At 46.8% G+C, this 25,958-nt stretch carries 22 protein-coding genes and 1 tRNA gene; 10 read left to right on the top strand and 13 right to left on the bottom strand.

The annotated features are described in order from the left end of the window. Positions 1-31: 31 nt before the first annotated feature. Positions 32-1,849 carry a PhoX family protein gene (locus EQP46_RS02545; RefSeq protein ID WP_192545472.1) on the bottom strand — a complete coding sequence of 606 codons (1,818 nt, stop codon included), beginning with the start codon at positions 1,847-1,849 and terminating at the stop codon, positions 32-34. Between the two features lie 456 nt (positions 1,850-2,305). Here EQP46_RS02545 and EQP46_RS02540 point away from each other — a divergent pair, with 456 nt between their 5' ends. Beyond that, positions 2,306-2,647, top strand: coding sequence for a c-type cytochrome (locus EQP46_RS02540; RefSeq protein WP_129492143.1), 342 nt, complete (start codon positions 2,306-2,308; stop codon positions 2,645-2,647). A 66-nt stretch (positions 2,648-2,713) separates the two neighbouring features. After that, complete coding sequence (locus EQP46_RS02535) at positions 2,714-3,166, top strand: YaiI/YqxD family protein (protein WP_129492142.1); 453 nt, start codon at positions 2,714-2,716, stop codon at positions 3,164-3,166. 76 nt (positions 3,167-3,242) lie between these two features. Here the strand turns inward: EQP46_RS02535 and EQP46_RS02530 are convergent, their stop codons facing one another. From EQP46_RS02530 to EQP46_RS02515, 4 genes are all read right to left on the bottom strand, one after another. Continuing rightward, a complete protein-coding gene (locus EQP46_RS02530) occupies positions 3,243-4,985 on the bottom strand; it encodes a YncE family protein (RefSeq protein ID WP_129492141.1) in 1,743 nt (580 codons plus the stop codon). Between the two features lie 702 nt (positions 4,986-5,687). Next, positions 5,688-7,370, bottom strand: coding sequence for a YncE family protein (locus tag EQP46_RS02525; RefSeq protein WP_129492140.1), 1,683 nt, complete (start codon positions 7,368-7,370; stop codon positions 5,688-5,690). A 424-nt stretch (positions 7,371-7,794) separates the two neighbouring features. Further along, positions 7,795-8,649 (bottom strand): lipase family protein, encoded by an 855-nt coding sequence (locus tag EQP46_RS02520; protein WP_129492139.1) that lies wholly within the window; start codon positions 8,647-8,649, stop codon positions 7,795-7,797. Positions 8,650-8,814: 165 nt separating this feature from the next. Next, a complete protein-coding gene (locus EQP46_RS02515) occupies positions 8,815-9,318 on the bottom strand; it encodes a hypothetical protein (protein ID WP_017007979.1) in 504 nt (167 codons plus the stop codon). A 354-nt stretch (positions 9,319-9,672) separates the two neighbouring features. On the opposite strand from EQP46_RS02515, the gene EQP46_RS02505 reads away from it, so the two are divergent. After that, positions 9,673-10,989: a glycoside hydrolase family 18 protein gene (locus EQP46_RS02505; RefSeq protein WP_129492137.1), complete on the top strand. Its 1,317-nt coding sequence runs from the start codon at positions 9,673-9,675 to the stop codon at positions 10,987-10,989. Between the two features lie 117 nt (positions 10,990-11,106). Here the strand turns inward: EQP46_RS02505 and EQP46_RS02500 are convergent, their stop codons facing one another. The 8 genes from EQP46_RS02500 to EQP46_RS24395 all read right to left on the bottom strand — a co-directional run bounded on the left by EQP46_RS02500 (position 11,107) and on the right by EQP46_RS24395 (position 20,296). Continuing rightward, entirely contained in the window at positions 11,107-11,868 is a 762-nt protein-coding gene (locus tag EQP46_RS02500; protein ID WP_240671618.1) for a substrate-binding periplasmic protein, read from the bottom strand. 397 nt (positions 11,869-12,265) lie between these two features. Then, the gene (locus tag EQP46_RS02495) at positions 12,266-13,417 is read right to left on the bottom strand and encodes a PQQ-dependent sugar dehydrogenase (protein WP_129492135.1); all 1,152 of its coding nucleotides are present in this window, start codon (positions 13,415-13,417) and stop codon (positions 12,266-12,268) included. 172 nt (positions 13,418-13,589) lie between these two features. Further along, complete coding sequence (locus EQP46_RS02490; RefSeq protein WP_129492134.1) at positions 13,590-15,599, bottom strand: diguanylate cyclase; 2,010 nt, start codon at positions 15,597-15,599, stop codon at positions 13,590-13,592. A gap of 264 nt (positions 15,600-15,863) precedes the next feature. Beyond that, positions 15,864-16,100 (bottom strand): HP1242/YdcH family protein, encoded by a 237-nt coding sequence (locus EQP46_RS02485; RefSeq protein WP_129492133.1) that lies wholly within the window; start codon positions 16,098-16,100, stop codon positions 15,864-15,866. A gap of 299 nt (positions 16,101-16,399) precedes the next feature. Next, complete coding sequence (locus EQP46_RS02480) at positions 16,400-16,669, bottom strand: DUF2960 family protein (RefSeq protein ID WP_129492132.1); 270 nt, start codon at positions 16,667-16,669, stop codon at positions 16,400-16,402. Between the two features lie 134 nt (positions 16,670-16,803). Beyond that, complete coding sequence (locus tag EQP46_RS02475) at positions 16,804-18,729, bottom strand: metallophosphoesterase family protein (protein WP_129492131.1); 1,926 nt, start codon at positions 18,727-18,729, stop codon at positions 16,804-16,806. A 125-nt stretch (positions 18,730-18,854) separates the two neighbouring features. After that, positions 18,855-19,463 (bottom strand): SEL1-like repeat protein, encoded by a 609-nt coding sequence (locus EQP46_RS02470; protein ID WP_129492130.1) that lies wholly within the window; start codon positions 19,461-19,463, stop codon positions 18,855-18,857. A gap of 173 nt (positions 19,464-19,636) precedes the next feature. Next, positions 19,637-20,296: a hypothetical protein gene (locus EQP46_RS24395; RefSeq protein WP_167482744.1), complete on the bottom strand. Its 660-nt coding sequence runs from the start codon at positions 20,294-20,296 to the stop codon at positions 19,637-19,639. 289 nt (positions 20,297-20,585) lie between these two features. On the opposite strand from EQP46_RS24395, the gene EQP46_RS02460 reads away from it, so the two are divergent. From EQP46_RS02460 to EQP46_RS02430, 7 genes are all read left to right on the top strand, one after another. Further along, positions 20,586-21,560 carry a Gfo/Idh/MocA family protein gene (locus EQP46_RS02460; protein WP_129492129.1) on the top strand — a complete coding sequence of 325 codons (975 nt, stop codon included), beginning with the start codon at positions 20,586-20,588 and terminating at the stop codon, positions 21,558-21,560. A gap of 177 nt (positions 21,561-21,737) precedes the next feature. Then, a tRNA-Asn gene (locus tag EQP46_RS02455) sits at positions 21,738-21,813 on the top strand. A gap of 425 nt (positions 21,814-22,238) precedes the next feature. Continuing rightward, positions 22,239-22,571 (top strand): hypothetical protein, encoded by a 333-nt coding sequence (locus EQP46_RS02450; RefSeq protein WP_129492128.1) that lies wholly within the window; start codon positions 22,239-22,241, stop codon positions 22,569-22,571. A gap of 28 nt (positions 22,572-22,599) precedes the next feature. Beyond that, entirely contained in the window at positions 22,600-23,376 is a 777-nt protein-coding gene (gene zrgA, locus EQP46_RS02445) for a zinc uptake protein ZrgA (RefSeq protein ID WP_129492127.1), read from the top strand. Between the two features lie 66 nt (positions 23,377-23,442). Further along, positions 23,443-24,156: an ABC transporter ATP-binding protein gene (locus EQP46_RS02440; protein WP_129492126.1), complete on the top strand. Its 714-nt coding sequence runs from the start codon at positions 23,443-23,445 to the stop codon at positions 24,154-24,156. Then, positions 24,153-25,409 (top strand): ABC transporter permease, encoded by a 1,257-nt coding sequence (locus EQP46_RS02435; RefSeq protein WP_129492125.1) that lies wholly within the window; start codon positions 24,153-24,155, stop codon positions 25,407-25,409. Before EQP46_RS02440 ends, EQP46_RS02435 begins: the two co-directional genes overlap by 4 nt. A 4-nt stretch (positions 25,410-25,413) precedes the next feature. Continuing rightward, a complete protein-coding gene (locus tag EQP46_RS02430; protein WP_129492124.1) occupies positions 25,414-25,902 on the top strand; it encodes a DUF3299 domain-containing protein in 489 nt (162 codons plus the stop codon). Positions 25,903-25,958 lie beyond the last annotated feature (56 nt).

The following is a 25,958-nucleotide window of genomic DNA, read 5'->3' as shown; positions in this document are numbered from 1 at the left end:
TTCATGTCACCGAATACACTGTATTCGTGGACTATGCACCAATGACGCCGCCATCCTTGCGCGTAATGCGCATAACGGTTGAACGGGGAATCGCATCTCCACCTTCTGGGAAATGAGAGGGGGCAAGATTTTCACCGGGGTGTTGAATACCGACAAACATGGTTTTGTAATCGGGCGAGAACGTCAGTCCGGTCACTTCACACGCGATAGGGCCTGTTAAGAAACGACGAATTTCGCCAGTCTTTGAATCCGCACACAACATTTGGTTGTTACCCATGCCCGCGAAGTTGCCTTCGTTTGAGTACTTGCCATCCGTCATGATCCACATGCGACCCGCCGCATCAAACCCTAAGCCATCGGGGCTGTTGAACATGTTGTCTTTGTTGATGTTGTCCGTTCCGGCCATCAAGCCTTCATGTATTTCTGGGTTACCTGCCATCACGAACAGATCCCAATCGAAATCCGTCGCTGTGTGATCGCCACCTTTTGGTTCCCACCGAATGATGTGTCCATAAGGGTTTTCGACTCGTGGGTTGGCAACGTTCACGGGTTGCGTGTCCCTCACGCCACGGTACTTGTTGTTGGTGAGGGTACAGAACACGTGTTTGTTATCTGGGTGGACAGCCACCCACTCTGGGCGATCCATGGTGGTCGCACCAACGTGCGTGGCGGCTTTTCGTGCGAAAATCATGACTTCCGCTTGGCTATTGAAACCATTTTCCGGCGTGAGGCCATTTTTGCCGAAAGTCAGCTCTAGCCATTGGCCGTTGCCTTTGAGTTCGCCTTCTTTTCCGTCCAATTTTGCAACGTAAAGCGTGCCTTCCTCCAAAAGATCGAGGTTAGAGGCATGGCTGCCGGGCTTATATTTGTTCTTAGAAACAAATTTGTACAGGTGCTCACCGCGTTCATCATCGCCCAGATAGACAACAACATGGCCGTCATCATTGATCGCCATCGCTGCATTTTCATGCTTGAAGCGACCCAATGCAGAGCGTTTCTTCGGCGTTGAATTTGGGTTCATTGGGTCGATTTCTACCACCCAACCGAAACGGTTCGGCTCGTTAGGTGTTTTCGCGATGTCGAAACGATCGTCGTGTTTCCACCAGTCATAACCCCAGTCTTTTTCTTTTACACCGTAACGTTTGTATTCATCCGTCAACTCAACCTCTTTAGACGCTGCAAAGTAACCATTGAAGTTTTCTTCACAGGCGAGATAGGTTCCCCATGGGGTTTGGCCGTTTGCACAGTTGTTGTATGTCCCCAGTATTTTCGTTCCGGTTGGATCATCTTTGGTTTTTAACAAGTCATGACCCGCAGCCGGGCCTGTCATTTCCATGGGAGTGTAAGCGGTGAGTTTGCGATTCAGGCGACCTTCAGTGTTCACTTGCCATTGGCCGTCCTTTTTAACCAATTCAACGATGGAAACGGCATGAGCTGCCTGAGATTTACGCACATCATCAGCAGAAATGTTTTTACCTTGATGCGTATAAAGGTATTCGTTGTTGGTGTATTCGTTGTTTGCCACCAAGACGGCGCGGGTGTCTGAGATTGGGAAGAACGTCATGCCGTCAGTATTGTCACCGTACTGCTTTTCCTGCGCTTTAGAATCGTTGCTTTGGCTAAACGCCGGAGAGTCTGCAAACAGGGCATCACCCCAAGAGATCAATGGTTCTGCAACGTAGCCTTCAGGAACAACGACGGTGTCTGCAGTTGACGTGGGAATGGCAGTGAACCCCATTAGTTCACTTTTCTTCATGGTTTCTGCAATGGCTTGAGCCACAGGGGTTGCGGCAAAGAAAGCCACCGTACCTGTCGCACCAGCAGCGCGAAGGAAATTACGGCGGTTCATTGCGGCATCAATAAAGCGGTTAAATTCAGGTTCGTGGTCTAGAGGACGTTGATCGTCATGTTGATTATATTCGCTCACGTTGTCTTCCTTTACTTTCTGTATTTTAGGGGGAGTTTCTTATCGTTATGGCTGCGGATTTTGGTTCTTGATTGTTAAGTACGGGTGACAAGCCGATGAAGAAAACATGTCAACTATCGCCTTTGTCGCCTAGCCAGAATTAAATAGGCCATTCGAATATGCACCAAAATGCGCAAAGAGATAAACGCTGTGATATTGGAGGAATTAAGCGATACCTATTCCAATATCGAGCTGAGTATAGGCCGTTGAAAACCGCGAAAGTGTATCGAAAGTTGTAGAGTAAGTGATGGTTTTTCATACATCTGTTTGAACGCGTTCACTGATTGCGTGCATTTTTGATGCGTACCGCTATGATGCCGTCACAAAAGGAGAACTCGCATGCTATTTCGCTATTCTATTGCTTTAACGATGTTTTTTATCTCTTCACCGCTACTGGCAGCCATGCCTGTGGGAAAGTCAGATTTGGGGCAAAAGAAGGCGTATTCTTGCCAATTTTGTCATGGTGCAACGGGGTATAGTCAGCGCGGTGGTTATCCGCACTTGAATGGTCAAAATGCGCAATATCTGTATAACGCCATGCTGAGCTATCAACAAGGCGAGCGTGGCGGGGTCTTGGGTAAAATGATGCAGCAACAGCTCTCCGCTTTAAACGAGCAAGATTTAGCGGATATCGCGGCATTTTATGCGGTTCAAAAGGCAGGCAAACCCAATGCTGAGTGAGAGGCATTGCTTCGCCAGATTTAGGCTGTTAATGTTCGCTGCAATTGACGTTTGAGGAAGAGAAACATGGCAAAAATTTGGGTCGATGCGGATGCGTGTCCCGCTGTAATTAAAGAAGTGCTTTTCCGCGCGGCAGACAGAACCCAAACGCAGGTTGTGCTTGTGGCTAACCAAGGGTTGCGAACACCGCCTTCTCGATTCATTTCTAGCCTTCAGGTAGAGAAAGGGTTTGATGTGGCTGACGATGAAATCGTTAAACGCGTTGAGCCAGGAGATCTCGTGATCACGGCTGACATTCCTCTGGCCGCTGAAGTCATCGAGAAAAAAGCGTTGGCGTTAAACCCGCGTGGAGAACTGTACACGTTGGAAAATATTCGCCAACGCCTGAACATGCGTGATTTTATGGATACCATGCGTTCGAGTGGTGTGCAGATGGGTGGCCCTGCAGCACTCAATCAGCAAGATCGCCAGCGATTTGCTAACGAACTCGATAAGTTTTTGCAGCGCAGCAAACGTTGATACACAAAGATAAAATAAAAAAGGGGAGCGACATGTCGCTCCCCTTTTTAGTTAGTTTTCTGCGTGGAATATGGCTTTAGTCGTCGTCTTTTATGGTGACAACGGCGACTTTCAAATCCGTAAATCCGTGTTGCAGAGCAACGATAGCATTAAACGTCTCATCAGCTTCTTTGATTGAATCGCCAGCGATGAGGATGCCCACCTTAATGTATTGTGTTCCCGCTGGAATGTTCATGACGGAAGGATTTCCTTTGTGGCCATTGTCACTATCTAGGAGGAGATTTGTGCTCTCGGAAATGAGTTGGTCATTTGCGGTAAAGAACCTAAAGATAGCAAAGTTATTTGCAAAATCTCTGTCTTCTTCCGCTGTTGAGGTCGAACCACTTCCTAAGAGAAAACGAAGTCTAGGTGTATCTTCGGTAACGACTTTATTCAGTGTCACCGTCGTCCCCCAGAAAAAACCACCTTCAGGGGCCAGTCCGTCAACAGTGATACTGCTAACAGCCAATGTCTGATCGGGTTCTGCAATCGTCACTGTCGATTCTTGTATGTCGCTTCTATCCTGTTGTCCCCAGACTTGGAACGTGACAGTTTCATCACTTTCCACGTTACTGTCACTGAGATAGGAAACGGTGAACGTCACATCTTTTGTGCCAGTAGGAAGAGATATTTCGTCACCTTCGTTGCTCAAGGTTTGGCTTCTAGAAGTAAGCTGGTTACCTGAACTGTCAAGGAATGACACCGTTACTTGACGATTGTAATCTTGGCCGCCTGTTGCTGTTCCATCAACCAATGCAGCCCTGATTGTCGTTTCATCTGTTGTTGCTTCTTCTAATGAAACCGAGAACTCGCCAGTTGTTCCTTCTGATTTTTTTGCGCCATCGTTAGTGAGAGACTCAACGGTGACTTTTTGGCTTTCGAATACCGTCGCGTCATAACACGTATGTTCTTCTGAGGTGACGGTCGCCATTGCACTAATGCGAGTAGGGAACAAACCTACCTGTACCTTCTCACCCGTTGAAGGGTTAAAACGCCACAGACGGTTGTTGTTCACGTTGCCAGACACGTTCTGATTCTTTGCGGCCATGATGAGCTGGCCGTTCTGATCTGTCGTGACAGAAGAGACGAAATCGACAAAGTGAAACGCTTTCAATGTTAGGTCAGCGGTTGTTAAATCGACCGAGTAAGAGCGTCCATTGGTAACAAACAACAATTCGCCTTTATAAAACTCAAAATCGCCCCAGTTGGTAAAGCCACCGTTACGTGGACCAGTAGGGAAAAGAGCAATTTGAGTCGTTTCGCCAGACGTTGGGTTTACAGTGAAAAGGCGATTTGCATCTGATGCGTAAAGCTCACCCGTCTCTGGTGAGAATGCCATGCGCATAATTTGGTATTTGGTGTTCGCTACCTCTACATGTTCGCCAGTCGCAACATCATAGTATGCCAGTTTGAAGCGCTCTGAAGACTTTGCGTGAAAATCTAATGATGCTAATTCGTCGTCACTAAAAAACGTTTCAGTGTCATTGATGTGGTATGCCGTAGGGGTTGGCACATTTGAATAATAGATGCGGTTAGTATTTTCATCATAAGCCATCGCAGAAGAACTAAAGAGGGCTTTAGAGTTGATGACAGCTCGCTCAGACGCGTTTTGAAAGTAGTTGTTATCCAAGGAAGCGCTTTCTTTTAGATCAATAAGCGCACCCACGTGACCACGTCCAGCATTCATGCTGTAAACGTTTCCATAACAAGCCGCAAAAACGTTGGTAGAGACCATGATGCTAGATGCCAGCATGAGTTGAGCAATTCTATTCTTTTTCATAGCGATATTATTCCTATCTAATTTGAAGTTCCATCTACATTCGCCGGTTGGTTATGTATCTATATTTTGGTGGCAGTTCTCTGTTGAAAATAGAGTTTGTCATATCTAGCCTAACTGACATTGCGGCGACTTTATTTACATCTTCCTGTTCAATGTTGAAACAAACTCTAGCAGCCGCACATTTGGTTCGTCACGGTGAAATTATCAGTTACATATGAATACCATCACTTAGTATTAAACCTGGTCTGTAAGTCGATTATAAAAGCGTGAGATAGCAGTCTTTATGATTCATGTTTTGTTTTAAAAATCCTCTCAAATTTCTCTCAATGTAAGATAATTACTATTAAATTTGCCATAAAACTTACTTAAGTTATTAATATATTAGACATAAATTAATTAGCATTGGCTGGGTATGTTTTCTCTCATTTCGGGGGGGTGTGAGGATAATTGCATCACTCTGTTTTAAATGTGGCTTATCTATTGAGTGGTAATTACGATTTTTTGATTTCATTTGACGTTATGGATGATGGCATTTCTTAACTGTGATGGACGAATGTCGTAAGAGCTGAAGATTGAATTTTTTTGGTAATATTCAAATTTAGTGTGAGTCGAGTGCTGAGCTGCTACCGACGGGGATGTGCTGATGCGAGAATATAAAAAAGGAGCGCATCTGCGCTCCTTTTAGCCTAACTGTCATTGTTTTTAGTTATGGATTTGCGACCAGCACCCGTTTGAACAATTTACGTTCTTATTGTGGTGTAACTGAGCACGGTGGCCAGTTTTCACGTTGTAGTATTTACCATTAGGGCCTTTCAAACGTGCCCATGCGATATCACCGCCTTTGTAGTAACGCTCATGATTTGAATGTTGCTCGTAGTATTTTCCGCCGCTGCTGATTGAGATGCTGCGAAGGAACCCGCCCGTTTGATAAAACTCTAGTGTTGTTCCTGCTGGAATCGTTCCGTTAATGTTTGCATGAACACCACGGATGTATTGGTCTTTGGTGAACCACGCGCCACCTCGGCTACCATGCCATGCTACGCCACTGTTATTGGCGGCATTTTGAAGTAAGGTATCGATGTTCGGGTCATTATCGATAATCGTGACGTTAGCAGTGCCAAGATCACTCTTATCGTCATTGATCCACGCCTGCATGGTGAAGTATTCGTTGTTCTCGTGCGTTGAATCATTCACGGTTGGCACGCCAATGCGCACAGAGGTAATTCCTTGCGGCAAGGTGATGGCAGTGAGGGTTGATGAAATGGTTGCTGATGACGTCGTGCCATCTGAATAACGCAGTTGAACCGTATTGCGGTAATCACTGTTCAAACGCGCGCTGCCATCTTTAATCGCCAATCGAATTTGTGTGGTTGCATTCGCCGTCTCTTTATCAAAAGAAGCAGTGAAGTAAGCCGTAGAGCCTTCATTTACTGATCCAGCGTTGGCGGCAAAGCCTGACACTTCTGGTTTCGAATCGCTAGGGAACACGGTCTTTTCATAACAGGTATGGTCTTCAGACGTCACTGTTGCCATGGCACTTATGCGGCTAGGGAAGAGGCCAACGCGCTTTTTCTCACCGGTAGAAGGTTTAATGCGGTAAAGAATGTTGCTGTTTACATTGCCGGAAACATTCTGGTTTTTTGCCGCGATAAGCATCTGACCGTTTTGATCCAACGTTGCTGCAGCGACGAAATCTACGAAGTGGAAAGCTTTGAACGTTTGCGCGCCTGTGGTCGTGTTGATAGAGAAGGTACGGCCATTGGTAACAAACAAGAGTTCGCCATCTTGGAAAACAAAATCACCCCAGTTTGAAAATCCGCCATTTTTTAAGCCAGTGTCAAAGTTACCCAAGTGGGTGATTGCGCCAGTGACGGGGTCTACTTTGAAAATGGTTTGGGAATCTGAGGCGAAAAGCTCACCGGAATCCGGATCGAATGCCATGCGCAAAATTTGTTTTTTCACGGTAGGGCCAGCAACATGGTTGCCTGTCGCCGGATCGTAATAGGCAAGTTGGAATGCTTTTATGGTTTTAGCGTGAAGATCCAAACTTTTGTATTCTTCAGCCGTTACGTCATTTTGAGCACCAGTCACATGGAATGACGTTGGCTGAGGCGAGTTAGTGTAGTAGAGGCGGTCAGTGATTCGATCATATGACATGCTTGACGCGCTAAACAACGCTCGCGAGTGGTAATCGCTGCGGTCAGATGCATCTGCGCTGTACAAGTTGCCCATTACCTCAGCTTCTTGTACATCTAACAGCAATCCAACGTGGCCACGACCGGCGTTCATTGAGTAAACATTACCTGCACAATTTGCTGCTGCTTGGGCAGAAACGAGGGTGCTTGCCAGTATGGCTGTCGAGATTAACGTCTTCTTTATGTTCATATGAAATCCCTTTACCCAAAAAAGTTACCCTTTTTCATGCGGCGCGTTGTTAACCACGCCGGTGTGTTTAGTGACGGGTGGTACGGCTTGCATTTAAAAGGTTTTCGATGCCTAGGCAAAATATTGCCCAGCGGATGACGAGAGACTATGTAACTCATTGAACAATTTCCATCTCACAAATGAGACGGTTTGATTTTTGATATTATTTGACGAGAACTTTATAAGAAATTTTTGATAGAAGAATGACAAAAGACTGGGGTGGTATTTTCAATTGTCTATTCTAATGCACCAATATTCGATGGTTAAAGTATGGCTGATGAAATTTTTTTCTCATTTTGCCTTTCGCCAAATATTTGCAATCAATCATTAAGGTTCGCTAATATGCTGATAATGAAAGAGAATGATTTTTGTTTCAAACGCAGTGTTAATGTTTGTCGAAGTAGTTTTTCCTTCGGATATATTTGTCCATAAAATGATACGAAATCGGACGTAATAGCCAACTAACTAGTACTCGAATAATACGAATTAAAGACGGCATGTTACGGTAGATTTTATCATTATGTAGCCAAAGCAACTCACCAACGTGCCAAAACAGAAGGGGAATACCAGGGAGGAATGTCACCATGTCAACGTCGCAACAAATACGATAGGTTTTCGCGTTTAAACGGTAGCGTTTTTTGAAATTCCAATAGCCTGTCGCGGGTTGTCCAAACGTAACGATACGTTTAATGCAATTGGGATAGGTTTGCTCCAAGATTTCGCCCGCGATGATTGCCATACTTCCGCCTGAAGAGTGCCCGGTAAAAGACAGACGCTTACCTTCTTTTATCAAGGGGATCAGGCATTGCTCTAGCTTTTCCATCACCGAATGCCCGTCTAACGCTGAGCGCTCTCTTGAATGAAGAAGGTCGGCTTGCAACCCTAAAGGCAGGTTTACGATATCACGATGGTGATAAGCGCTTCGCGGTATGCTGGGCTGGCGAAGCAAGTAGTGAAATCCCCAATGCACATACCCTGCATTTTTAGGTGCATCAACACGGGTGGGTACGAAGACCAAGTTCAGCAACCAATCCCACACGCTTTGCGACCCCTTAAACACCACCACGGCATCTCCATCTTCTCGCCACAACACGCGAACAATGGTTTTCCCCCATCGATTATGGATATCAATGCGGCCCTGCGGAGAAAACCCATAGTGCTCATGATCGAAGACACTAGGATAAGCATCTCGACACAATATGGCGTAGCGCTCGTATTGGTAGCGTTTGAGTCTTTTCACCTGAACCTAAGTAAGCGAGAACATTGCGTTTAGTGTAATAGAGAAAAATGACGAAACAGAGACAGTGAGAAACGTGAAGATTAAGAGGGTGAGTGTGCGTGAAAAGCGAAAAAGACTGCAAGGTCGCAGTCTTTTTGCGTGGGGGCTGATTACGCGCCTAGGCTGTTAATCGTAGTGCTGCAAGAATGGAGCGCTATGGCTACTGTAAGTCAGTGCTTTGATCGCGCCGTGATTTCGGATTAACCATTCGGCTTTGGTGCAATTCCCAATACCAATGATGGCTTGCACGAGCAACTTGAAATCTCTTAACCAGCGGTCTTTCTGATCTTCACTCCAATCGTCTCGATACACTTCCAAGTAATGTTCCACCCACCAGTAAGAACCACGAATGAAACCCGCAACGATTTGGGTTGCCGGCTGGATTTGATCATCATTGCCATCAATCGCGTAGTCGTCAGCCAGCGGCTTACCTTGTGAAAACGCAGCATAGTTAATGCAGTATTTGAATAATGCCAATTGAAGTGAGGAGGCCGAATCGTAGTGCGTGAGTGGCAAAGTTGTGACGGGGAGATGCTTATTGTTGCTGCGGAAAAGCTCTACCGTGCGCTTACCCGGCAGCAGCCTTTCAATGACGAAAAACAAATCGATGCTGATCAGTTTGTTGCTCAACGTAAAATCCTTGATTGATGCTTTGCTATGGCGAATACAAAGTCAGGCCAACAAAAAATGAGCAAAGACATGATTTTTAACACGATAAGTGAAGCATACTCTCTCGTTTCGAAAAACGGAATGTCTTTGCTGTGCCACAGCCTTATCCCGTGACTCAAGCACCAAGATAACTGTGCGCGATTAAACAAATAAATGCACAATTGAACCTCCTTCCTGCACCAAAAAAACGTCACGCTCGCAAACTTTGTAATGAAAGTGTTAAGAAGGTTTTCTTCGGAACATGGGCGACATTAATACGTGAGTAAATCGTCTAATAATTAGTCGCTTAGCAATGACATCATGGAAGGAGATGACATGAAAACTATCCTCGCAGGCGCGGTACTGAGTGCGTGTATCGCTGCGCCAACTTTCGCTGAAAATAACGTAGTAGGTGGGTATTTCGCGGATTGGCAATATGCCAACCCTGACAATCCGTATACCGTTGCGGATATCCCTGCAGACAAGATGACACACGTGATTTACGCCTTTTTAAGCATGTGTGGGCCTCATTACAGTGCATCAGAGCTTGTTCAGAAGCAGGTGGAAACAGCATGTGAGGGGAAAGCACCTTTCTCTGCAGTGGTTGTTGATCAAGAAGCCGCATTGAACATCGATTTTGGTTCGGTGTCAGTGGATGTTCCTTATAAAGGCCATTTTGCGCAGTTAGCGCAGCTTAAAAAAGACAACCCTGACATCACCATTTTGCCGTCGTTCGGCGGTTGGACCATGTCTGAGCCTTTCCATGCTATGGCAAAAGATGAAGATGCCATTAAGCACTTTGCAAAGTCTGCCGTGGCACTGATTGCAGAGTATGACTTTTTCGGCGGTATTGATCTTGATTGGGAGTACCCTGGAGGCGGCGGTTTAACAACGTCTCCTTGGAACCCTGAAACCAAACTCACGGATGAACAAAAAGCGTCAGAGCGCAAAGCATTCACCACCTTGATCACTGCATTACGCGCGGAATTGGATGCTTTGAAAGCAGAAACAGGCCAAGACTACGAATTGTCGTCTGCGGTTGGTGTTGGGCCAAAAGCGGCACAAATTGATTGGCCTTCTGTCGCCCCGATGATGGATAACATGTTCGCCATGACCTATGACTTCTTGGGGGGATGGGGAACGCAAACGGGCCATTTGACGAACCTTCACGCAACGGAACGAAGCTGGTGGGGGATGGGTGCTGATGTGTTTGTAAATCAGATGATTGAAAACGGCATTCCAAAAGAAAAACTCGTCCTGGGCGCTGCTTTTTACGGCCGTGGGTGGGAAGGTTCTCAATTTGATGGGAGCTTGCCAACGAGCGATTTAGCGTCAGAGAAAGGGGCAAGTTTTGGTACGGGTGAGCCGGGCTATTTCATGTACTGGGATTTGAAAACCAATTATACCGCTGAGCAAGGATACCAATATGGGTATGATGAAGAATCACAAGCCCCGTATTTGTGGAACCCTGAGAAGAAAGTGTTTATCTCATTTGAAGATACACGCTCTGTGACAGCCAAAGCGGAATGGGCAAAGCAACAGGGGTTAGCTGGCGTCTTTACATGGGAATTATCGGGTGATCCTAACGATGAGCTGACAGACGCCATGTACCAAGTGCTGCACAGCAAAACCGCCAAGACGTCATCGCAATAGGCTTGAGGGTGAAAACCACGCAAGTACCTTGAGGTAATTTGGTATGACAAAGCCGACGAATGCGTCGGCTTTCTTTTGTCTTTCAGACGGGACTTTCTATTATTTCTCGCTTCTCGCTCAAAGTAATCCATGTTTTTGTTTTATCTCGTTCACTAACTTTCTGTTTTGTTTTAGGAACTGATTAAACTCCACGATCATTCCGGGGTGCAGCTTGGTGGATAGATGACGCGTGCCAGTAACATGAGGCAGCGTTTGGCTCATCGACATGAGGGTTGTTTGGTCGTGATGATGACTCACGTGGTTTCGCATGACTGCCAGGTTGGTGTAAATGCCGTCAATACGGCCTGTTGTGAGCATCTTAATGAGCGGTTCTAGGCTTCGCGTTTCGAATACTTCTAGGCGTTTACTATCAATGTCTTTGAGGTAAGGCGACGGCGTGAAGCCAGCGATCATCCCGAGTTTGTTCAATTCGTCACGTTGAATCGGTTTGTTCTTGTTCAACACGATGACCCCATCAACAAAAGAGACGATTGGATCGCTGTACAGAATATTATGACCTTCCTTTTGCGTGGCGCTCCAGATGGCATTGTCAGGGTACTTAAAGTCGACTGTCCCATCGAGGAATTGACGGTACAAGCGCTTGATCGGGAGCGCCATGTATACGAATTCATAGCCATAATCTTGTGCGAAAGCATCCAGTAATTCTCTGTTAAATCCTGAATAGGTGTTATTTACGAAGGATGAATAAGGGGAATAATCATTAAAATTCTGTACACCGACCACAAACCGTTTGGCGTCTTCACTTTTAGCGCTTGCTAGTGAACTTGCAAAAATAAGTGAATAGCATGCCAGTGCATATAAAAAAGTCTGTAGTTTCATGCGCTTTAAGAAAATTAAGGCCATAAATTCAGTATAGACAACATGAAGAATTCGTCTGATGAAATGCGTGTTTTCATTGGAGAGATAGGAAGAAAAACGTGGGGACTTAAAAAACAAAACCCCCGCAATGGCGGGGGATTGTCTATTTTAGCAAGCAAAGGTGACTTCGTTTTTTCTTTTATGAAGTGACTATAGTGTCGAGTTTTAGGGCTGTCCAATACTCTCGGCAGTGAGTTTAAAACATGGGTTGACAGTCACTTTTTTAATGTAACAGATTCAGTTGCATAAGTATTTTGGCATTGTGACTCGAGATTACTTACGTTTTTTGGGCAAAATTAGCATTCTGTGCTTGTTAGGAAAACTTTACACTTGGCCTTCTCCGTGCTGTTTCGACGCTTCACGGAGAGGGGCGTAGCCGCAATATCTGGCCATTTGATGCATCTGTCAGCAGGTAAAGGTTGCCTTCTGGCCCTTCAACCACGTCACGTATCCGACCGTATTTTCCATCTAACATGCGTTCTTCATTCACAATAACGCCGTTTTCAATATCAAGTCTGACTAACAGGCCAAACTTCAATGAGCCCAGCAGTAAATCACCCTGCCATGCTGGAAAGGCGTTACCTTGCACCATGGCTAAGCCTGAGGGTGCAATCGACGGTACCCAGTAATGAAGTGGTTGCTCCATGCCTTCAGCATGGGTGCCTTTACCGATCTTTGAGCCCGTGCCGTAATTCACGCCATAGGTAATGGTTGGCCAGCCGTAATTTGCACCCGCTGCAATGACATTCACTTCGTCGCCCCCTTGAGGGCCATGTTCGTGGGTCCAAAGCGTGTTTGTTTTAGGATCTAATGCCATACCTTGAATGTTTCGGTGCCCGTAACTGAAAATCTCTGCTTTTGTGCCGTCGTTGGCGGTGCTTTGCGCGTAAAACGGGTTATCAATCGGTGTGCTGCCATCCAGATTCAAACGAATGACACTGCCAATATGGGAATCAAGGTGTTGGGCTTTGTCTCTGTTTCCCCGATCACCGAGTGCAATATAAAGATGCTCATCCGTGGTCAACAGGCGGCCACCAAAGTGACGCCCTCCGGCAAAGCGTGGTGCAGTTTGGAAAATCGTCGTGATATCAGTAAGGGTGTCGCCATGGAGTTTGGCACGGATAACGCTCGTGCCCGCTTTGTTGTATTGCCCTTCCTCTGAAAAGGCGAGATAGATGATCTTGCTGGTGCTGAAATCAGGCGCAAGCGCGAGCCCTAACAATCCGCCTTGCCCTTTGTAGACTAAGCCTTCTGGTAATCCGGACACGGGAGACACATCGCCTTTGGCTGAAACGCGCTTCAACGAACCGTTTCGCTCGGAAACCAAGATATCCCCTTGAGGTAGAAATACCATTGACCAAGGGTGGTTGAGCCCCGTCGCCACAACGTCAATATTCAAGGCATGTTTTTGTGTGTTTACCGTGTCGGCCGTTGCCGATGGTGCGAAAAAACAAAGGGACAAGAAAGCGAATTGATGCGCACGTGAGAGAAGTCGGTTTAGACAAGCCATGTATTTTCACCTTTAAACGTCGAAAAGGGTTGAATACCTCCAACCCTCAACACGTTACGGATGTGGCCGTGTTCTGGATGTCTCTGAGTTGGAGAATCTACACATTGGGCATGCTATCAACGAATTCGTTCCATTTGCATGCCCCTAACCGCCATTGACGCACATGTCGGCGTTAACTGAAGTGTTGCGCGAATCGGAATTTCAAGCGACGGAGTTGGCGAGCGAAACGTTCGGAGCGTTGCGTTATCGACATGGTTTCTTCTGCCGCCTCAGTCGTGGCTTCACCATCAACGTGACCTTCCGGTAATTCAACACGGTTCCGTCCATGCTGTTTGGCGCGGTAGAGCAGTTTGTCGACGTCGCTATAGAGTTCAGACAATGATTGCTTTGCGCTTACCGGGTGCACGCCGAAACTCGCCGTCACGCTGAATTGATCACCTTGCTCACTATGGAAAGAAAGCTCGCTAATGCGCAGCCTCAAATCTTCCGCGATGGCCGCCGCTTGTTCGAGTTGGCTGTTTGGCAGTAGCAACATAAATTCTTCGCCGCCGACCCTTGCACAAATATCGTCGCGTCGTAAGTTATTGCGGAACATTTCAGCCACCCCGATCAACACTTTATCCCCGACAGGGTGCCCATAGGTATCGTTGACGCGCTTGAAGAAATCCACATCAAGCAGCAAGCAACTGACATCGGTGTTGTTCGAAACCATGTCTTTTTGTAAACGCTCTAGCTGAGAATTGAAATACCGACGGTTGAACAGGCCGGTAAGGCTGTCAGTATTGGCAATTTCACCCCAACGAATGCGACGGCGGTTAATACCAAAGGCCACCAAACTTGCCAATATGGTGGCGCTGATGCCCGCAATCACCAGAACGTTCAAGTATTCAACTTGCTGTTCATTGTTCTTGATTTCAAGCGTGTGGAGCACGTTGTTCCAGCTTAAGTTCTGGTTTTCAGCTTTCAGCTTTTCCAAGTTGAACATCATTTGTTGGCGTTCAAGGTTATTCACTTGTTCGTCTGAGCTGAATGTGGAGAAACGATCTTGGTAATCGAGCAGGGTGATATACGCGTTTTTGTAATCTTCTAAGCCAAAATAGGCCTTGGAGGCGACAAGGTATAATGCTAACTCTGTGCGATAGAGGCGGCTGAGGGTTTTCTGGTCTTCAATCAATGGCGTGACGTGATCGATGGCCGCTTGGAAGTTGTTATTAAGTAACTGTTCATTCGCCTTGAGGTGATTGTATTTACTGATGTAGTAACGAATGGTTTCACGGTCTCGCAGATTATCTGTTGCACGCAAATAGCGGATCATGTTCTTGGTGTCGCCGGCTTGTAGCAAGAGGTCGGCAATTTGCAGGTTAATGCGAAAGCGGTGAGAGCCATCTCCTAATACTTGGGCGATTTGAAGTGCCTGTTTGTATTCGATCAGCGCTTTCTTGTTATCACCTCGCTTTCTCGCAAGCTCTGCCATGTCGAGTTTGACTAGAAGTTGGTTAAACGACATCTTTCTGGAGCGGAAGAATTGGTATGACTGATCAAGCAACACGGAGGCTTTATCGAACCCGTTGAGTTGCACAAGCACGCTACCAAGGTTTGATGCGATGCGCTCAATCAGCATGTCATTGTCCGTTTCCTTGGCGGCATCGAGCGAGCTCATTAATGCGGCCATTGAAACGTCGTACTCGTTTTGCGCTTTATAAGCCTGACCTTTTACCAGAAGTATTTCTGCGGTTACCGATGGGTCGCTCAAGGTTTCAGAATTAGCGAGCAGGGCATCGAGCTGTTGCAAGGCGGAGGTTTCATCACCGCGCATGATAAAGGCCTGGCTTAATCGCAATTCAAGGCGATAAAGCTCGGCTTTAAGCAGTGGGTCACTTTTTGCTAGTTCTATCCCGCGGTTGGCTGCAACAACGGCTTGCTCTGGCGAATTGAGTAGAATATCAACCGTGGCTTTTTGTAAGTAATAACGGACGAGTAACGGGAGTGGCTGGTTCTCATTAAGCTCGACTTTTTCTAGATCAGATAACAGCGCGCGGGCCTTTATTGGCACCGAGTAAAGAATCGATTGGACGCCATTCAGCGTTTTTTCAAATGAACGTGTTTTTTCAACGGCTGCACTAGAAAAACTGAGTAAAATCAGCGCAGCAAGAATAACCGGACGGAAAAAAGATGTAGACATTGGTAGAACTTCCTTGCGCATAAACGGTGTAATCAACTTATTGTTTTTGTGGTTATCTAGCGTACCCAACCCATTGCACAAACTTTGTATCATTGTTGAGTCGATTGTATAGAAAGTCGAAATGACGTTCGTTAAGCGTAGATAGAGATGCCACCTTTTTCATGGGTTTAGGCGCAAGAAATCACAGGGAGCGGGAAGTGAACAAGGGGACAGGAGGAATAACTTGCACCATTTATCAGGAAATGGTGCAAGGATAAACACTCACTATTGAGTGAGTTGCGAGTAAATCTCGTCTTTCAGTTGAGCGCGGCGCATTTTCAAACTGCGGAATGTCGCATCGTCCGTTGGCACATTGCCAGATTCTAGGCCTCGGATTTTGTGGTCAAGATCGTGGTACTCATCGACTTTTGCACCGAAGACGTCGTCAGCCATTTTCATTTCATGGATTTTGTCTTTGTATTCTGGGAACTCAAACATCAGTGCGTGATTTTCGCCTAACATAACATCTCCTTTAAAAGATTCTGCCAATGCCCTTTGGGCTAGGCGATATTGCCTTGGCGTGTTCTACCCGTTTCGGTCTGCGGAAATAACTTCGCTAATCTGAGAATAGGGAGAAAATGAGAAGGATTCTAGTATTCGGCAAAAGGGATGGAGAGGTTTTCTTGAAAGTGAAACGTGATAAACGCAAATAACAGCAAGATGCAGATTCAACGGGAGATCAGTGGGTTCGATTCTTGTTGAGGCTGCACCTTGAGGTGATGAAACAATGGCGTTGTTTCAGGGGCGAATGCCGTTATTTCTTAAGATTGGCGTTTATCTTTGATAGATGCTGCTTCTTTTTTCAGCAGAAGAATACGGCCAAAACCTAGCTTGTTGAAGTAGCTGTCACGGTGGTTTCGTACCGCTTTAGTATCCGCCACCATTTCCAACTGAAGCTCCATTTTCAGGAAGTCAGTCAAATCAATTCCTTCTGCTTCAGCCGCTGCTTCGTGTGCAGAACGGTGCTGTTGATAAGAAAACGTAATGACTTTGGTTTCGCCTTTATAAGTGTATTGCAGTTGGCGTGACATATCGGCACCTGTAGCGTGTAGCAAAAATTAAGGTTGCGGAGTATTTCGCAGCCTCGTCATCAAGTCAATCCTGCCTCGCCGAATCACGGCAATTTTATGTATTGCCTGCCTCGCTCGTCAGCGCGTTGTCTGAGTTAAGGGTGTTGACGATCAGCCTCTGCGGACACGCTTTCTTGTTCGTCTTCTCTTGGCAAAAAGGCGATTTCCTCCCCTCGGCCTGTGAGCAACCCAATGCGCGATGGTGACCCATCAGCGTGTAGGTGAACTTCGCCAATCGCACTTCGATTAAGCAAAAATTGGTTGCTGCCATTGTCTGGGCAACGGCGTTCGATTCGCATGCGTTTGCGGCGTGTAAACACGTTTAGGGGCGATTCAGGCCAAAACAATTTGCGGTCAAACCACTCGAAAATCGACAAATAGGGCTCTGGAAATTGGTTTCTAAATCCGCTGCCCGTAATTTGCCAAATTCTCGGGCTTCCTTTACGAAAACGCAGGCGAATGTCATACGCGAATGAGTAATGCACATCGCCAGACAGAATAACGAAGTTCTTAGGTGTTTTGGGGTGTTTGAAGATGTTCAAAAGGGCATTGGCGGAGCCCGGATGCGCCATCCAGTTTTCGGAATCCGTCGCAAGCGGTTGACCGCAAAATGTCACGATGCGCTGCATGGTTTCAATGAATTTCACACCAAACATGGGGGCGGGGGATACAACAACAACGGCATCATTGTTAAACACGTCTTGTTGAAAATCCATCAAGGACTCCCAATCCATCAAGCCTGACGGCTTGTTATTGCTCGACTCTGAGCGCCAGCGCCGTGTGCGTGTATCAATGACGACCACTTTGGGAGACGTCGGAATGGTGTAATGCCACTGTTCAAAATGCTGGAACAACGTAATGACGTCACTCAAATGTGCGTTGTTTGGCGTTGCAGTAAACCGCGTGATGGTTTGCCAAAATGATGATGAAAATGCCGCGGGATTATTCCCCCAACCCTGACAAAAGAAATACCCCAGCATGCCATTATTGATAATGGCGTGCGCAAAGGGTGATTCGTAAATCGCGCGCTCCCAACCCACGGTCAGGTTGAAGTCGTCTGTGATGTCATGATCATCAAAAATCATGTAGGTCGGAATGTGGGCCATCAGGCGTCGAACTTGTGAAAGTCCTGCGCAGAATGTCTTGAGTTCGGATTTTTCGTCGTCCCAGCGTTTTCGCTCATCTGTCGTCAAGGACGGAAATTCATCGTTTTCTGGCAAAGTGATAAATGCCCATAGGGACGGCGACCAAACCAGCATGTACATCGCGATGAATTCGTTAAAACTGATGAGGTGATTATTGGTGGTGCGGGAGCTGAAAACTGGTTCAGGCTCTGCCTTAAAAAGCCGTTTGAATAGGCCATGATTGATGGTTGAACGAGGAAGCAGCGCATCGCGTTGATAGAGCATCGAGGTGTCGGCGAGGTCGCTACATGCTGATATTGGTGCATCTTCAAATGTTTGATCGCGCATACCGAGCAAGGTGATGGTCTGGCGAATGGCTAGCATCAATGGTCCGCATACGTCATCAGCATAAATTTGATCACCACTCATGATGAGGAGATCAGCGCGCGCACTGACATCAAGGCCATTGTTTTTATTGTCTAAAGCAACAAGGGCATCTTCACAAGGGTGGTGAGGATGACGGCATGAACCATGTGCGATGTAATCCGCTTGCGTTGAAATGACGAAGTTAGGGCGCGTTTCGTTGTCGTAGACCAGCCCTTCGACGTCCTGAAGCAAAGACGTCGCACTCTCGATGATGTCGTACTCGAGAGGCACGTTAGTTGGAAAGGCTTGCGTATCCGTAAAGGCCGCCATGACGACATGGCAGTGCTCCCCAAGCTCAACCCGCGGTTGTTCAGCGAACGGCGATGTATAAAACGGGGAAGTGTCTGAAGATGCGTAAAGCTGAAAGGTTGCGTCCAAAGGACGCGATGTGATCGCCCACAGGCAAATTTCATTGGCAGTGATTCTTCGAAGAATAGGGCCAGCTAAAAATAGGGGAAGATCGTTTTGCATCTATCGCTCTGTTTTCTTGCATCAATAAAGTAACTTTACGTGTGATGAATGAAAATGAGTAGCAAACAAAGTGTAAATTCATGCAAATTCCCACCTCAAGCCGTCGATGAATGTTCGATTGGCGCTCACTTCGTTGAAAACACATGTGCACCGTTTACTTTGGCTTTTTCTAGCCAAAGTGCCGCAACGTCCGTTTCACCTTCATGAACCAATGCTTGCGCCAGTGACACTTGGGCGTGAACATATTCTTGATGGGCAGAGAGGCTTAGGAAATAAATGCCTTTTTGAATGTCTTTGTCGGTAATGAACCCTTTGATTAACATGTTGCCAAGGGCATATTGTTCAATAGGGCTGTCGCAAAGAGCAAGATCAAGCACCCACTTGAATTCATCGTAATCAATGCCGTTCTCTTGTTTTTTACCGGTGTAAATGCTGCTGTTGGCCAGCGGCAAAATGTGGCTACCGTCATCACAATAATCAAGATAGAGCGCTGAGAGCTCAAACACGGCGCCTTGGTTTACGCCACGAGAAAAATAACGCATGGCGGCCTTGCAGTTAGCATGTTTTGTCCCATTGCTGTGCAGCCGTTTCCAGCCAGCATAGAAATCACTTTTCAGAAACGCTTGGGAATAGTTGCTTTCAGAGGGACACGCGCCAGAGGTTAAAGTGACGGGTTCATCCGAACACGCAGCAAGGCTGAAGAAGATGAAAGGAAGCATCGACATCTTACTCATACTTCACTCCCTGAATTCGATGTGCGGTATGTGAGTATAAAAATTCGAGGTTGTACCTGATCGTTCTATATCTGGGACTTGGTTGTATTTGGTTCGCGCTGACCGTTGGTAAACCACATAACACGCACAAAAAAACCACCCGAAAGGGTGGCTTCTTATCGGTTTATTCTTCTTCACTGTTCACAGGGCCTGGCACCTTGCGGCAATTCGCGTTGTGTACGGTGTATGGACAATACATAGCGTGCAGAAGAATAGAGGATGATGAAATATGCCATCAACTCTGTGCCTTCTTCGACCATATTTTTGACCACGCGAACATACCCGTCCCCCAGCGCATCTTCCCAGAGCGAACCCATACCAAAGAGGCGAGAAAATACCAAAAGTAGCACCAACCCAAAACTGAGCAGAGGAAACTCTTTGTGAGACACAAAGGCATTAAAGCCTTTCATGGTCTCCTCACGGTTGCTTAGTGCATAAATCAATGCAGAGGCAGCAACGAAAGTAGCAGGGTAAACCCAAAAACCATGAGAGATGGCTTCATCAAAGAACAAATCGAGTTCACGAATGAGCAGTACGGCAAAAAAGCCAGACACCAGAGCCATAAACCGCCGGCATGCGGGCTGAGCATAAGCGACAAATAAATAGCAATACACTGTCGCGGCGAGCAGAATCTGCTCACTGTATTCTGTAAGTGAACGCTCGGATAATCCATTTTTTAGGATAAGGACATCGGTACGAACAATTAAAATAGGTAGCGATACGAGCACTGCAAGAACAAAAAATTGTACTATTGATTGCAGGATAACTTTATTGCGGTTGGGTGAGTACGACATCAACAACCTCGATAAATGAATACTTGGATTAACTTTTCATTTTCCAAATCCATGTTTATCGCTTCCGCTCATACGGACGTGCAAATCCCTGCACAGCGCTGACTGTTTGTCAGTCGAAAATGAAACTACGACCCGATGAGTATAAGGAATTACTTAAATATTTATGTTCTCAATATAGAGACAATGGCGTCATCGTTTTATGCATCACTCATCGAGATCACGTTAGCAAGGCCTAAAAGGCGGATATATGATCATTAGTGAGAAATATTGCAACAATTGAGGGGAACAAATGGAACACAAACACATTCGCTGGGGCATGATTGGCTGTGGCAGCGTCACGGAACGCAAAAGCGGCCCTGCATTTTGGCAGGTTGAGCATTCATCGCTTGAATGTGTCATGGGGCGCGCTGAAGAAAAGGTAAAAGACTATGCCGCGCGACATGGTGTTAGACGCTACACCACGGACGCGAGTGCGCTGATCAATGACCCAAACATTGATGCGATTTACGTGGCGACACCGCCGGATAGTCATTTGGAATATGCCCTGATGGTCGCAAGTGCGGGTAAGCCCTGCGTGGTGGAAAAGCCTATGGCCGTTAGCGTTGAAGAATGCGATGCCATGATTGCCGCGTTTGAAGCAGCAAAGCAGCCGATATTTGTCGCGTATTACCGTCGGTCTTTACCGCGCTTTAATGCGGTGAAAGATTGGATTGATCAAGGCATGATCGGAAAAGTGCGTCATATCCATTGGACGTACCACCGTCAGCCAAATCCAGACGATGTGGCTGGAAAAGCAAACTGGCGCGTTAATCCCGCACAAGCTGGTGGGGGGTATTTTGTTGATCTTGCCAGCCACGGTTTGAATCTGTTTCAACGTTGGTTTGGAGATATTCGTCAAGCGAAGGGCATTTGCAGTAATCAACAGGGTTACTACGAAGCGGAAGACGCGGTTTCGGGCAGTTTTTTGTTTGATAGCGGTGTCATGGGATCGGGCTATTGGAATTTTGGCGCGGCCTCGCGTGAAGACAGGGTAGAGATTGTGGGCAGTGAAGGACGCATCGTGTGTTCGGTGTTTGGAGACGTGCCTTTCGTGCTAGAAGGCAAAGAGAACCAGACCTCGATGATTGATAATCCTGATCCGATTCATTACTTTCACGTTGAAAATATGGTTAAGCACCTGAATGATGAGAAAACACACCCAAGTCTTGGCCACAGCGCAAGAAACACGACGTGGGCGATGGCGCAAATTCTGTCCGGGCAGTAAGTTTGATTGAGTGAAATCCATGCTAATCGCGTGAAATAGCTCATCAATTCGCCACTTGATAGGATTTTTGGGTCGGAATGCAAATTAGTGCTTGCATGCTCTCGGCCCTTTGCCTAATATCGACCTCGTTCTCACGAGAAAGCAATCTTTAAGAAAGCGAAATCCTGAGTAAACAATTCCCCCTTAGTTCAGTCGGTAGAACGGCGGACTGTTAATCCGTATGTCGCAAGTTCAAGTCTTGCAGGGGGAGCCAAATTTAGAAGCCTCGTCGAAAGACGGGGCTTTTTTCGTTTGGGATAAATCGCGCTGCGATTTTGTCGCAAGCCTAGGCGGCCCCGTCAAGTCTCGCAGGGGGAGCCAAATTTAGAAGTCTCGTCGAAAGACGGGGCTTTTTTCGTTTGGGATAAATCGCGCTGCGATTTTGTCGCAAGCCTAGGCGGCCCCGTCAAGTCTCACAGGGGGAGCCAGATTTAGACGCCTCGTCGAAAGACGGGGCTTTTTTCGTTTTGGGATAAATCGCGCTGCGATTTGTCGCAGTATTGAATGCTATAAGCCTCATCGAATGATGAGGCTTATAGCGTTTTAGGGCGATATTGTTTTTTTGTCGATAAATGGCGTTTTATTCGTCTGAACAAGGCCTTGGCAAACAAAATCGCGCATAGGCAAGACGGATATGGAGTGTTATATTATAACATTACATGCCGATATACCTGTGATGTCATGCTGCTTTTGTTTCGTAGAGGATTACCACTGATTCTTGTTGTCTTATTGGGATGGCAAGGTTTGTTGGTTGCTGAACATAAAGGTTCGCATCATCATGAGTTAAAAACGGATGCGCATTGCACCATCTGCGTGTTAGGTTCGCCAGCGGTGCTTGGTCATGATTTACCCACGCCCGTGACTTGGCTTGTCGAGTCAGGTGAAAGCACGTTTCTGGTTTCTTTACCGCTAATTGTTTCCATCACCGCAAAAGCGCGCTCACCACCGCGCAATCTCCTCAATGTTATCTAGAGTTATATCGATTTATTTTGGAGAAATTATGCGTACTACCCCTTTATTTACTCTTAGCGCCGTGGCTTTGTGCCTATCCTCAACTGCTTTTGCTGAATCAGCAGAGTTCCGCCAGCATAGCGCTCATCAACACGGTTTGGTTGAGTGGGTTATTGCTCAAGACGGCAATGATCTGCTTGTCGAAATTGCCGCGCCTGGCAGCGACGTTGTGGGTTTTGAACATGCCCCAAAGAATGACGAACAAACAACGGCACTGAATTCAGCGCTTATTGCCTTAGCAGATGCCAATGCTTTGTTTGCGGTAAACAGTGGCGCAAATTGTTCGCTAGAAGAAAAAAACATCAGCCACACGTTGGCCGCATCGAAGGAAGATGATCATGACGACCACGGTCATGATGATCACAAAGGCCATGACGACCACGGTCACGATGATCACAAAGGCCATGACGACCACGGTCATGATGATCACAAAGGCCATGACGACCACGGTCATGATGATCACAAAGGCCATGACGACCATGGTCACGATGATCACAAAGGCCATGACGACCACGGTCATGATGATCACAAAGGCCATGACCACCACGACCACCACGACCACCATGATCATGAGGGTGAAGATGGGCACGGTGAGTTCAACGTGCAGTACACGTTCCACTGTGATAACCCAGAGAACCTCAAATCTGTAAGCACTAGCTGGTTTAAGGCTTTCCCGCAGACTGAACAAATCAAGGTTCAATCACTGACAGACAGTGGGGTTACAGCTGCAGACATGACAGCATCATCAAACACCTTTAAATTTTAAGCGGCGATACAGTCAGACATAAAAGAAAAACAAGGAGTAGACCCTCTCTATGAGGGTCTTTACCACATGTCGATATTAAAACTTGAGAACGTGCGTTTTCGCTGGGAAGGCCAGCCAGATTGGCAAATTGATATTCCTGCTTTTTCCGTAGAGCAGGGTGAAAAAGTGTTTTTGAAGGGCGCAAGTGGAAGCGGTAAATCCACGTTATTAAGCTTAATTGCTGGTATTAATCTCGCATCATCGGGGTCGCTGCAGCTCTGTGATACTGAACTGACCGCTTTAAAAGGCAGTCAGCGTGATGTGTTTCGTGCCGACAACATTGGTTATATTTTTCAGCAGTTTAATTTGCTTCCTTATCTGTCGGTATTGGACAACGTTCTCCTGCCTTGCCGTTTTTCCTCTTTACGTAAGCAGCGCGTGTCAGGCGATTTAATGCAAGAAGCTAAACGTCTTCTACTGGCGCTTGATCTACCTGAAAGCTGTTTAATCAAGCCTGTCACCGCGTTAAGTATTGGGCAACAACAACGTGTAGCGGCTGCGCGTGCATTGATTGGCAAGCCTGCCTTGCTTTTGGCCGATGAACCCACCTCCGCCCTTGATTTTGATAGCCGAAATGCGTTTATCGCGTTGCTGATGAAAGAATGTGAGCATGCTGGGTCTAGCTTGCTGTTTGTGAGCCATGATCACACCTTAGAATCGCATTTTGATCGTTCGGTATCGCTTACCGACATCAATGGAGCCAGTCATTCAGGTACTGCAACGCAAGCGGAGGGCGTATGACCATTTTTAAACTCGCCTTACAAAGCCTGAAAAACCGTAAGGCAACGGCGCTACTAACCGTACTCACAGTGGCCATTTCCGTGGTGTTGTTACTCGGTGTTGAGCGTGTTCGAACGCAAGCGAAGGACAGCTTCGCGAATACCATTTCTGGCACCGATTTGATCGTGGGTGCGCGTTCAGGACAAGTGAATCTGCTGCTGTATTCTGTCTTCCGAATTGGCAATGCCACCAACAATATTGATTGGAAAAGTGTTGAAGACATCCGCGCCAACCCCGCCGTTAAGTGGAGCATTCCGATTACGCTAGGGGATTCGCATCGTGGTTTTCGTGTGGTTGGCACCACGGATGACTACTTCAAACATTATCGTTTTGGCCAGAAACAAGCGCTCACCTTCCGTGAAGGGAAACCGTTTGAAGGGTTGTTTGATACGGTTGTTGGTGCGGAAGTGGCGCAAAAGCTTGGCTATTCGCTCGGCGACAACATTGTGATTGCGCATGGCTTGGCGGATAAAAAATTCAGTCGCCATGATAATCTTCCTTTCACCGTCACGGGTATCCTTGCGCCGACAGGAACGCCCGTTGATCGCAGTGTGCATGTGTCTTTGCCTGCTATCGAAGCTATCCATATTGGGTGGGAAAGTGGTGCACAGTTAGGCCCGGGTATTTCCGCGGAAGATATTGATATTGAAACACTTCAATCCGATCAAATTACGGCACTATTTGTTGGGCTGAAAAGCCGTATCCAAACCTTTGCCTTACAACGTAGCATCAACGAATACACCAAAGAACCGCTGACCGCCATTATGCCGGGTATCGCTCTGCATGAACTTTGGAGCTTGATGTCGGTGGCAGAACAAGCATTGCTGGTGGTGTCAGGATTTGTTGTTATTGCAGGCTTAATGGGGATGTTATCGAGCCTACTGACTAGCTTGAATGAACGCCGTCGTGAGATGGCAATCTTACGAGCAATGGGTGCGTGTCCATCACACATCTTTATTTTGTTGATCAGCGAAGCGCTCTTACTAACAGCCTTAGGTATCGCTTTGGGTGTGGTGACGTTATATGGTGTCTTGGCTATTGCCTCTCCGTTTGTGCTTTCCCACTACGGGTTACAACTGTCAGCCTCTTGGCTGAGTCTGCACGAATGGATGTTGATGGGCATTGTGCTTAGCGCAGGTTTTCTCGTTGGTGTGTTACCCGCACTGCGTGCTTACAAACAATCACTTTCTGATGGAATGACAATTCGGATCTAATTGAATGAAAAAATGGATATTAATACTGGTTGCGTGTTTCCCTTTGCTTGCCCAAGCAAACAATGAAGACGTGCTAACGCTGGATTGGATTGATCTGGTGCCAGAACAAGAAAGAAATCAATTTGATGATCGTGGCATGCCTGCGATTGACCATAATAATCCAGAACCGCAACAAAGTTTGTACGGTGCAGTGCGTCCTGAGTTGAACAACAGCCAAGTGAAGATCCCTGGGTTTGTTATCCCACTCGAAGGGGATGCAGATAAGGTTACGGAGTTCTTGCTAGTGCCATTTTTCGGGGCGTGTATTCACGTGCCACCGCCGCCACCGAACCAAATTGTGTATGTGAAATTTGAAGAAGGTGCACCTGTTCATGAGCTTTGGGATGTGGTCTATGTGATAGGCACGTTGAAAACCCATACGGTTTCTCATGAACTTGCTCAAGCGGGTTATTTGATCGAAGGTACGGCGATTGAACCGTACGATGATGAATAAGCCATGAAGGGCTAGCTGCGAGAGATTCTCCCACGGCACAACTCAACACAAAAAAC

The organism is Enterovibrio baiacu (assembly GCF_004120195.1).
Taxonomy (GTDB): domain Bacteria; phylum Pseudomonadota; class Gammaproteobacteria; order Enterobacterales; family Vibrionaceae; genus Enterovibrio; species Enterovibrio baiacui.
Note: the sequence above shows the minus strand (reverse complement) of the source record. Positions and strands in the feature narration are given on the sequence as shown.

Coding starts and splice junctions, on each gene's coding strand:
- EQP46_RS02540 (WP_129492143.1), top strand. CDS start 2,306: ATGCTATTTCGCTATTCTATTGCTTTAACGATGTTTTTTATCTCTTCA.
- EQP46_RS02485 (WP_129492133.1), bottom strand. CDS start 16,100: ATGTTAGGCGAAAATCACGCACTGATGTTTGAGTTCCCAGAATACAAA.
- EQP46_RS02530 (WP_129492141.1), bottom strand. CDS start 4,985: ATGAAAAAGAATAGAATTGCTCAACTCATGCTGGCATCTAGCATCATG.
- EQP46_RS24395 (WP_167482744.1), bottom strand. CDS start 20,296: ATGTCGTACTCACCCAACCGCAATAAAGTTATCCTGCAATCAATAGTA.
- EQP46_RS02435 (WP_129492125.1), top strand. CDS start 24,153: ATGACCATTTTTAAACTCGCCTTACAAAGCCTGAAAAACCGTAAGGCA.
- EQP46_RS02505 (WP_129492137.1), top strand. CDS start 9,673: ATGAAAACTATCCTCGCAGGCGCGGTACTGAGTGCGTGTATCGCTGCG.
- EQP46_RS02475 (WP_129492131.1), bottom strand. CDS start 18,729: ATGCAAAACGATCTTCCCCTATTTTTAGCTGGCCCTATTCTTCGAAGA.
- EQP46_RS02500 (WP_240671618.1), bottom strand. CDS start 11,868: ATGAAACTACAGACTTTTTTATATGCACTGGCATGCTATTCACTTATT.
- zrgA (WP_129492127.1), top strand. CDS start 22,600: ATGCGTACTACCCCTTTATTTACTCTTAGCGCCGTGGCTTTGTGCCTA.
- EQP46_RS02460 (WP_129492129.1), top strand. CDS start 20,586: ATGGAACACAAACACATTCGCTGGGGCATGATTGGCTGTGGCAGCGTC.
- EQP46_RS02490 (WP_129492134.1), bottom strand. CDS start 15,599: ATGTCTACATCTTTTTTCCGTCCGGTTATTCTTGCTGCGCTGATTTTA.
- EQP46_RS02440 (WP_129492126.1), top strand. CDS start 23,443: ATGTCGATATTAAAACTTGAGAACGTGCGTTTTCGCTGGGAAGGCCAG.
- EQP46_RS02480 (WP_129492132.1), bottom strand. CDS start 16,669: ATGTCACGCCAACTGCAATACACTTATAAAGGCGAAACCAAAGTCATT.
- EQP46_RS02535 (WP_129492142.1), top strand. CDS start 2,714: ATGGCAAAAATTTGGGTCGATGCGGATGCGTGTCCCGCTGTAATTAAA.
- EQP46_RS02430 (WP_129492124.1), top strand. CDS start 25,414: ATGAAAAAATGGATATTAATACTGGTTGCGTGTTTCCCTTTGCTTGCC.
- EQP46_RS02495 (WP_129492135.1), bottom strand. CDS start 13,417: ATGGCTTGTCTAAACCGACTTCTCTCACGTGCGCATCAATTCGCTTTC.
- EQP46_RS02545 (WP_192545472.1), bottom strand. CDS start 1,849: ATGAACCGCCGTAATTTCCTTCGCGCTGCTGGTGCGACAGGTACGGTG.
- EQP46_RS02470 (WP_129492130.1), bottom strand. CDS start 19,463: ATGAGTAAGATGTCGATGCTTCCTTTCATCTTCTTCAGCCTTGCTGCG.
- EQP46_RS02525 (WP_129492140.1), bottom strand. CDS start 7,370: ATGAACATAAAGAAGACGTTAATCTCGACAGCCATACTGGCAAGCACC.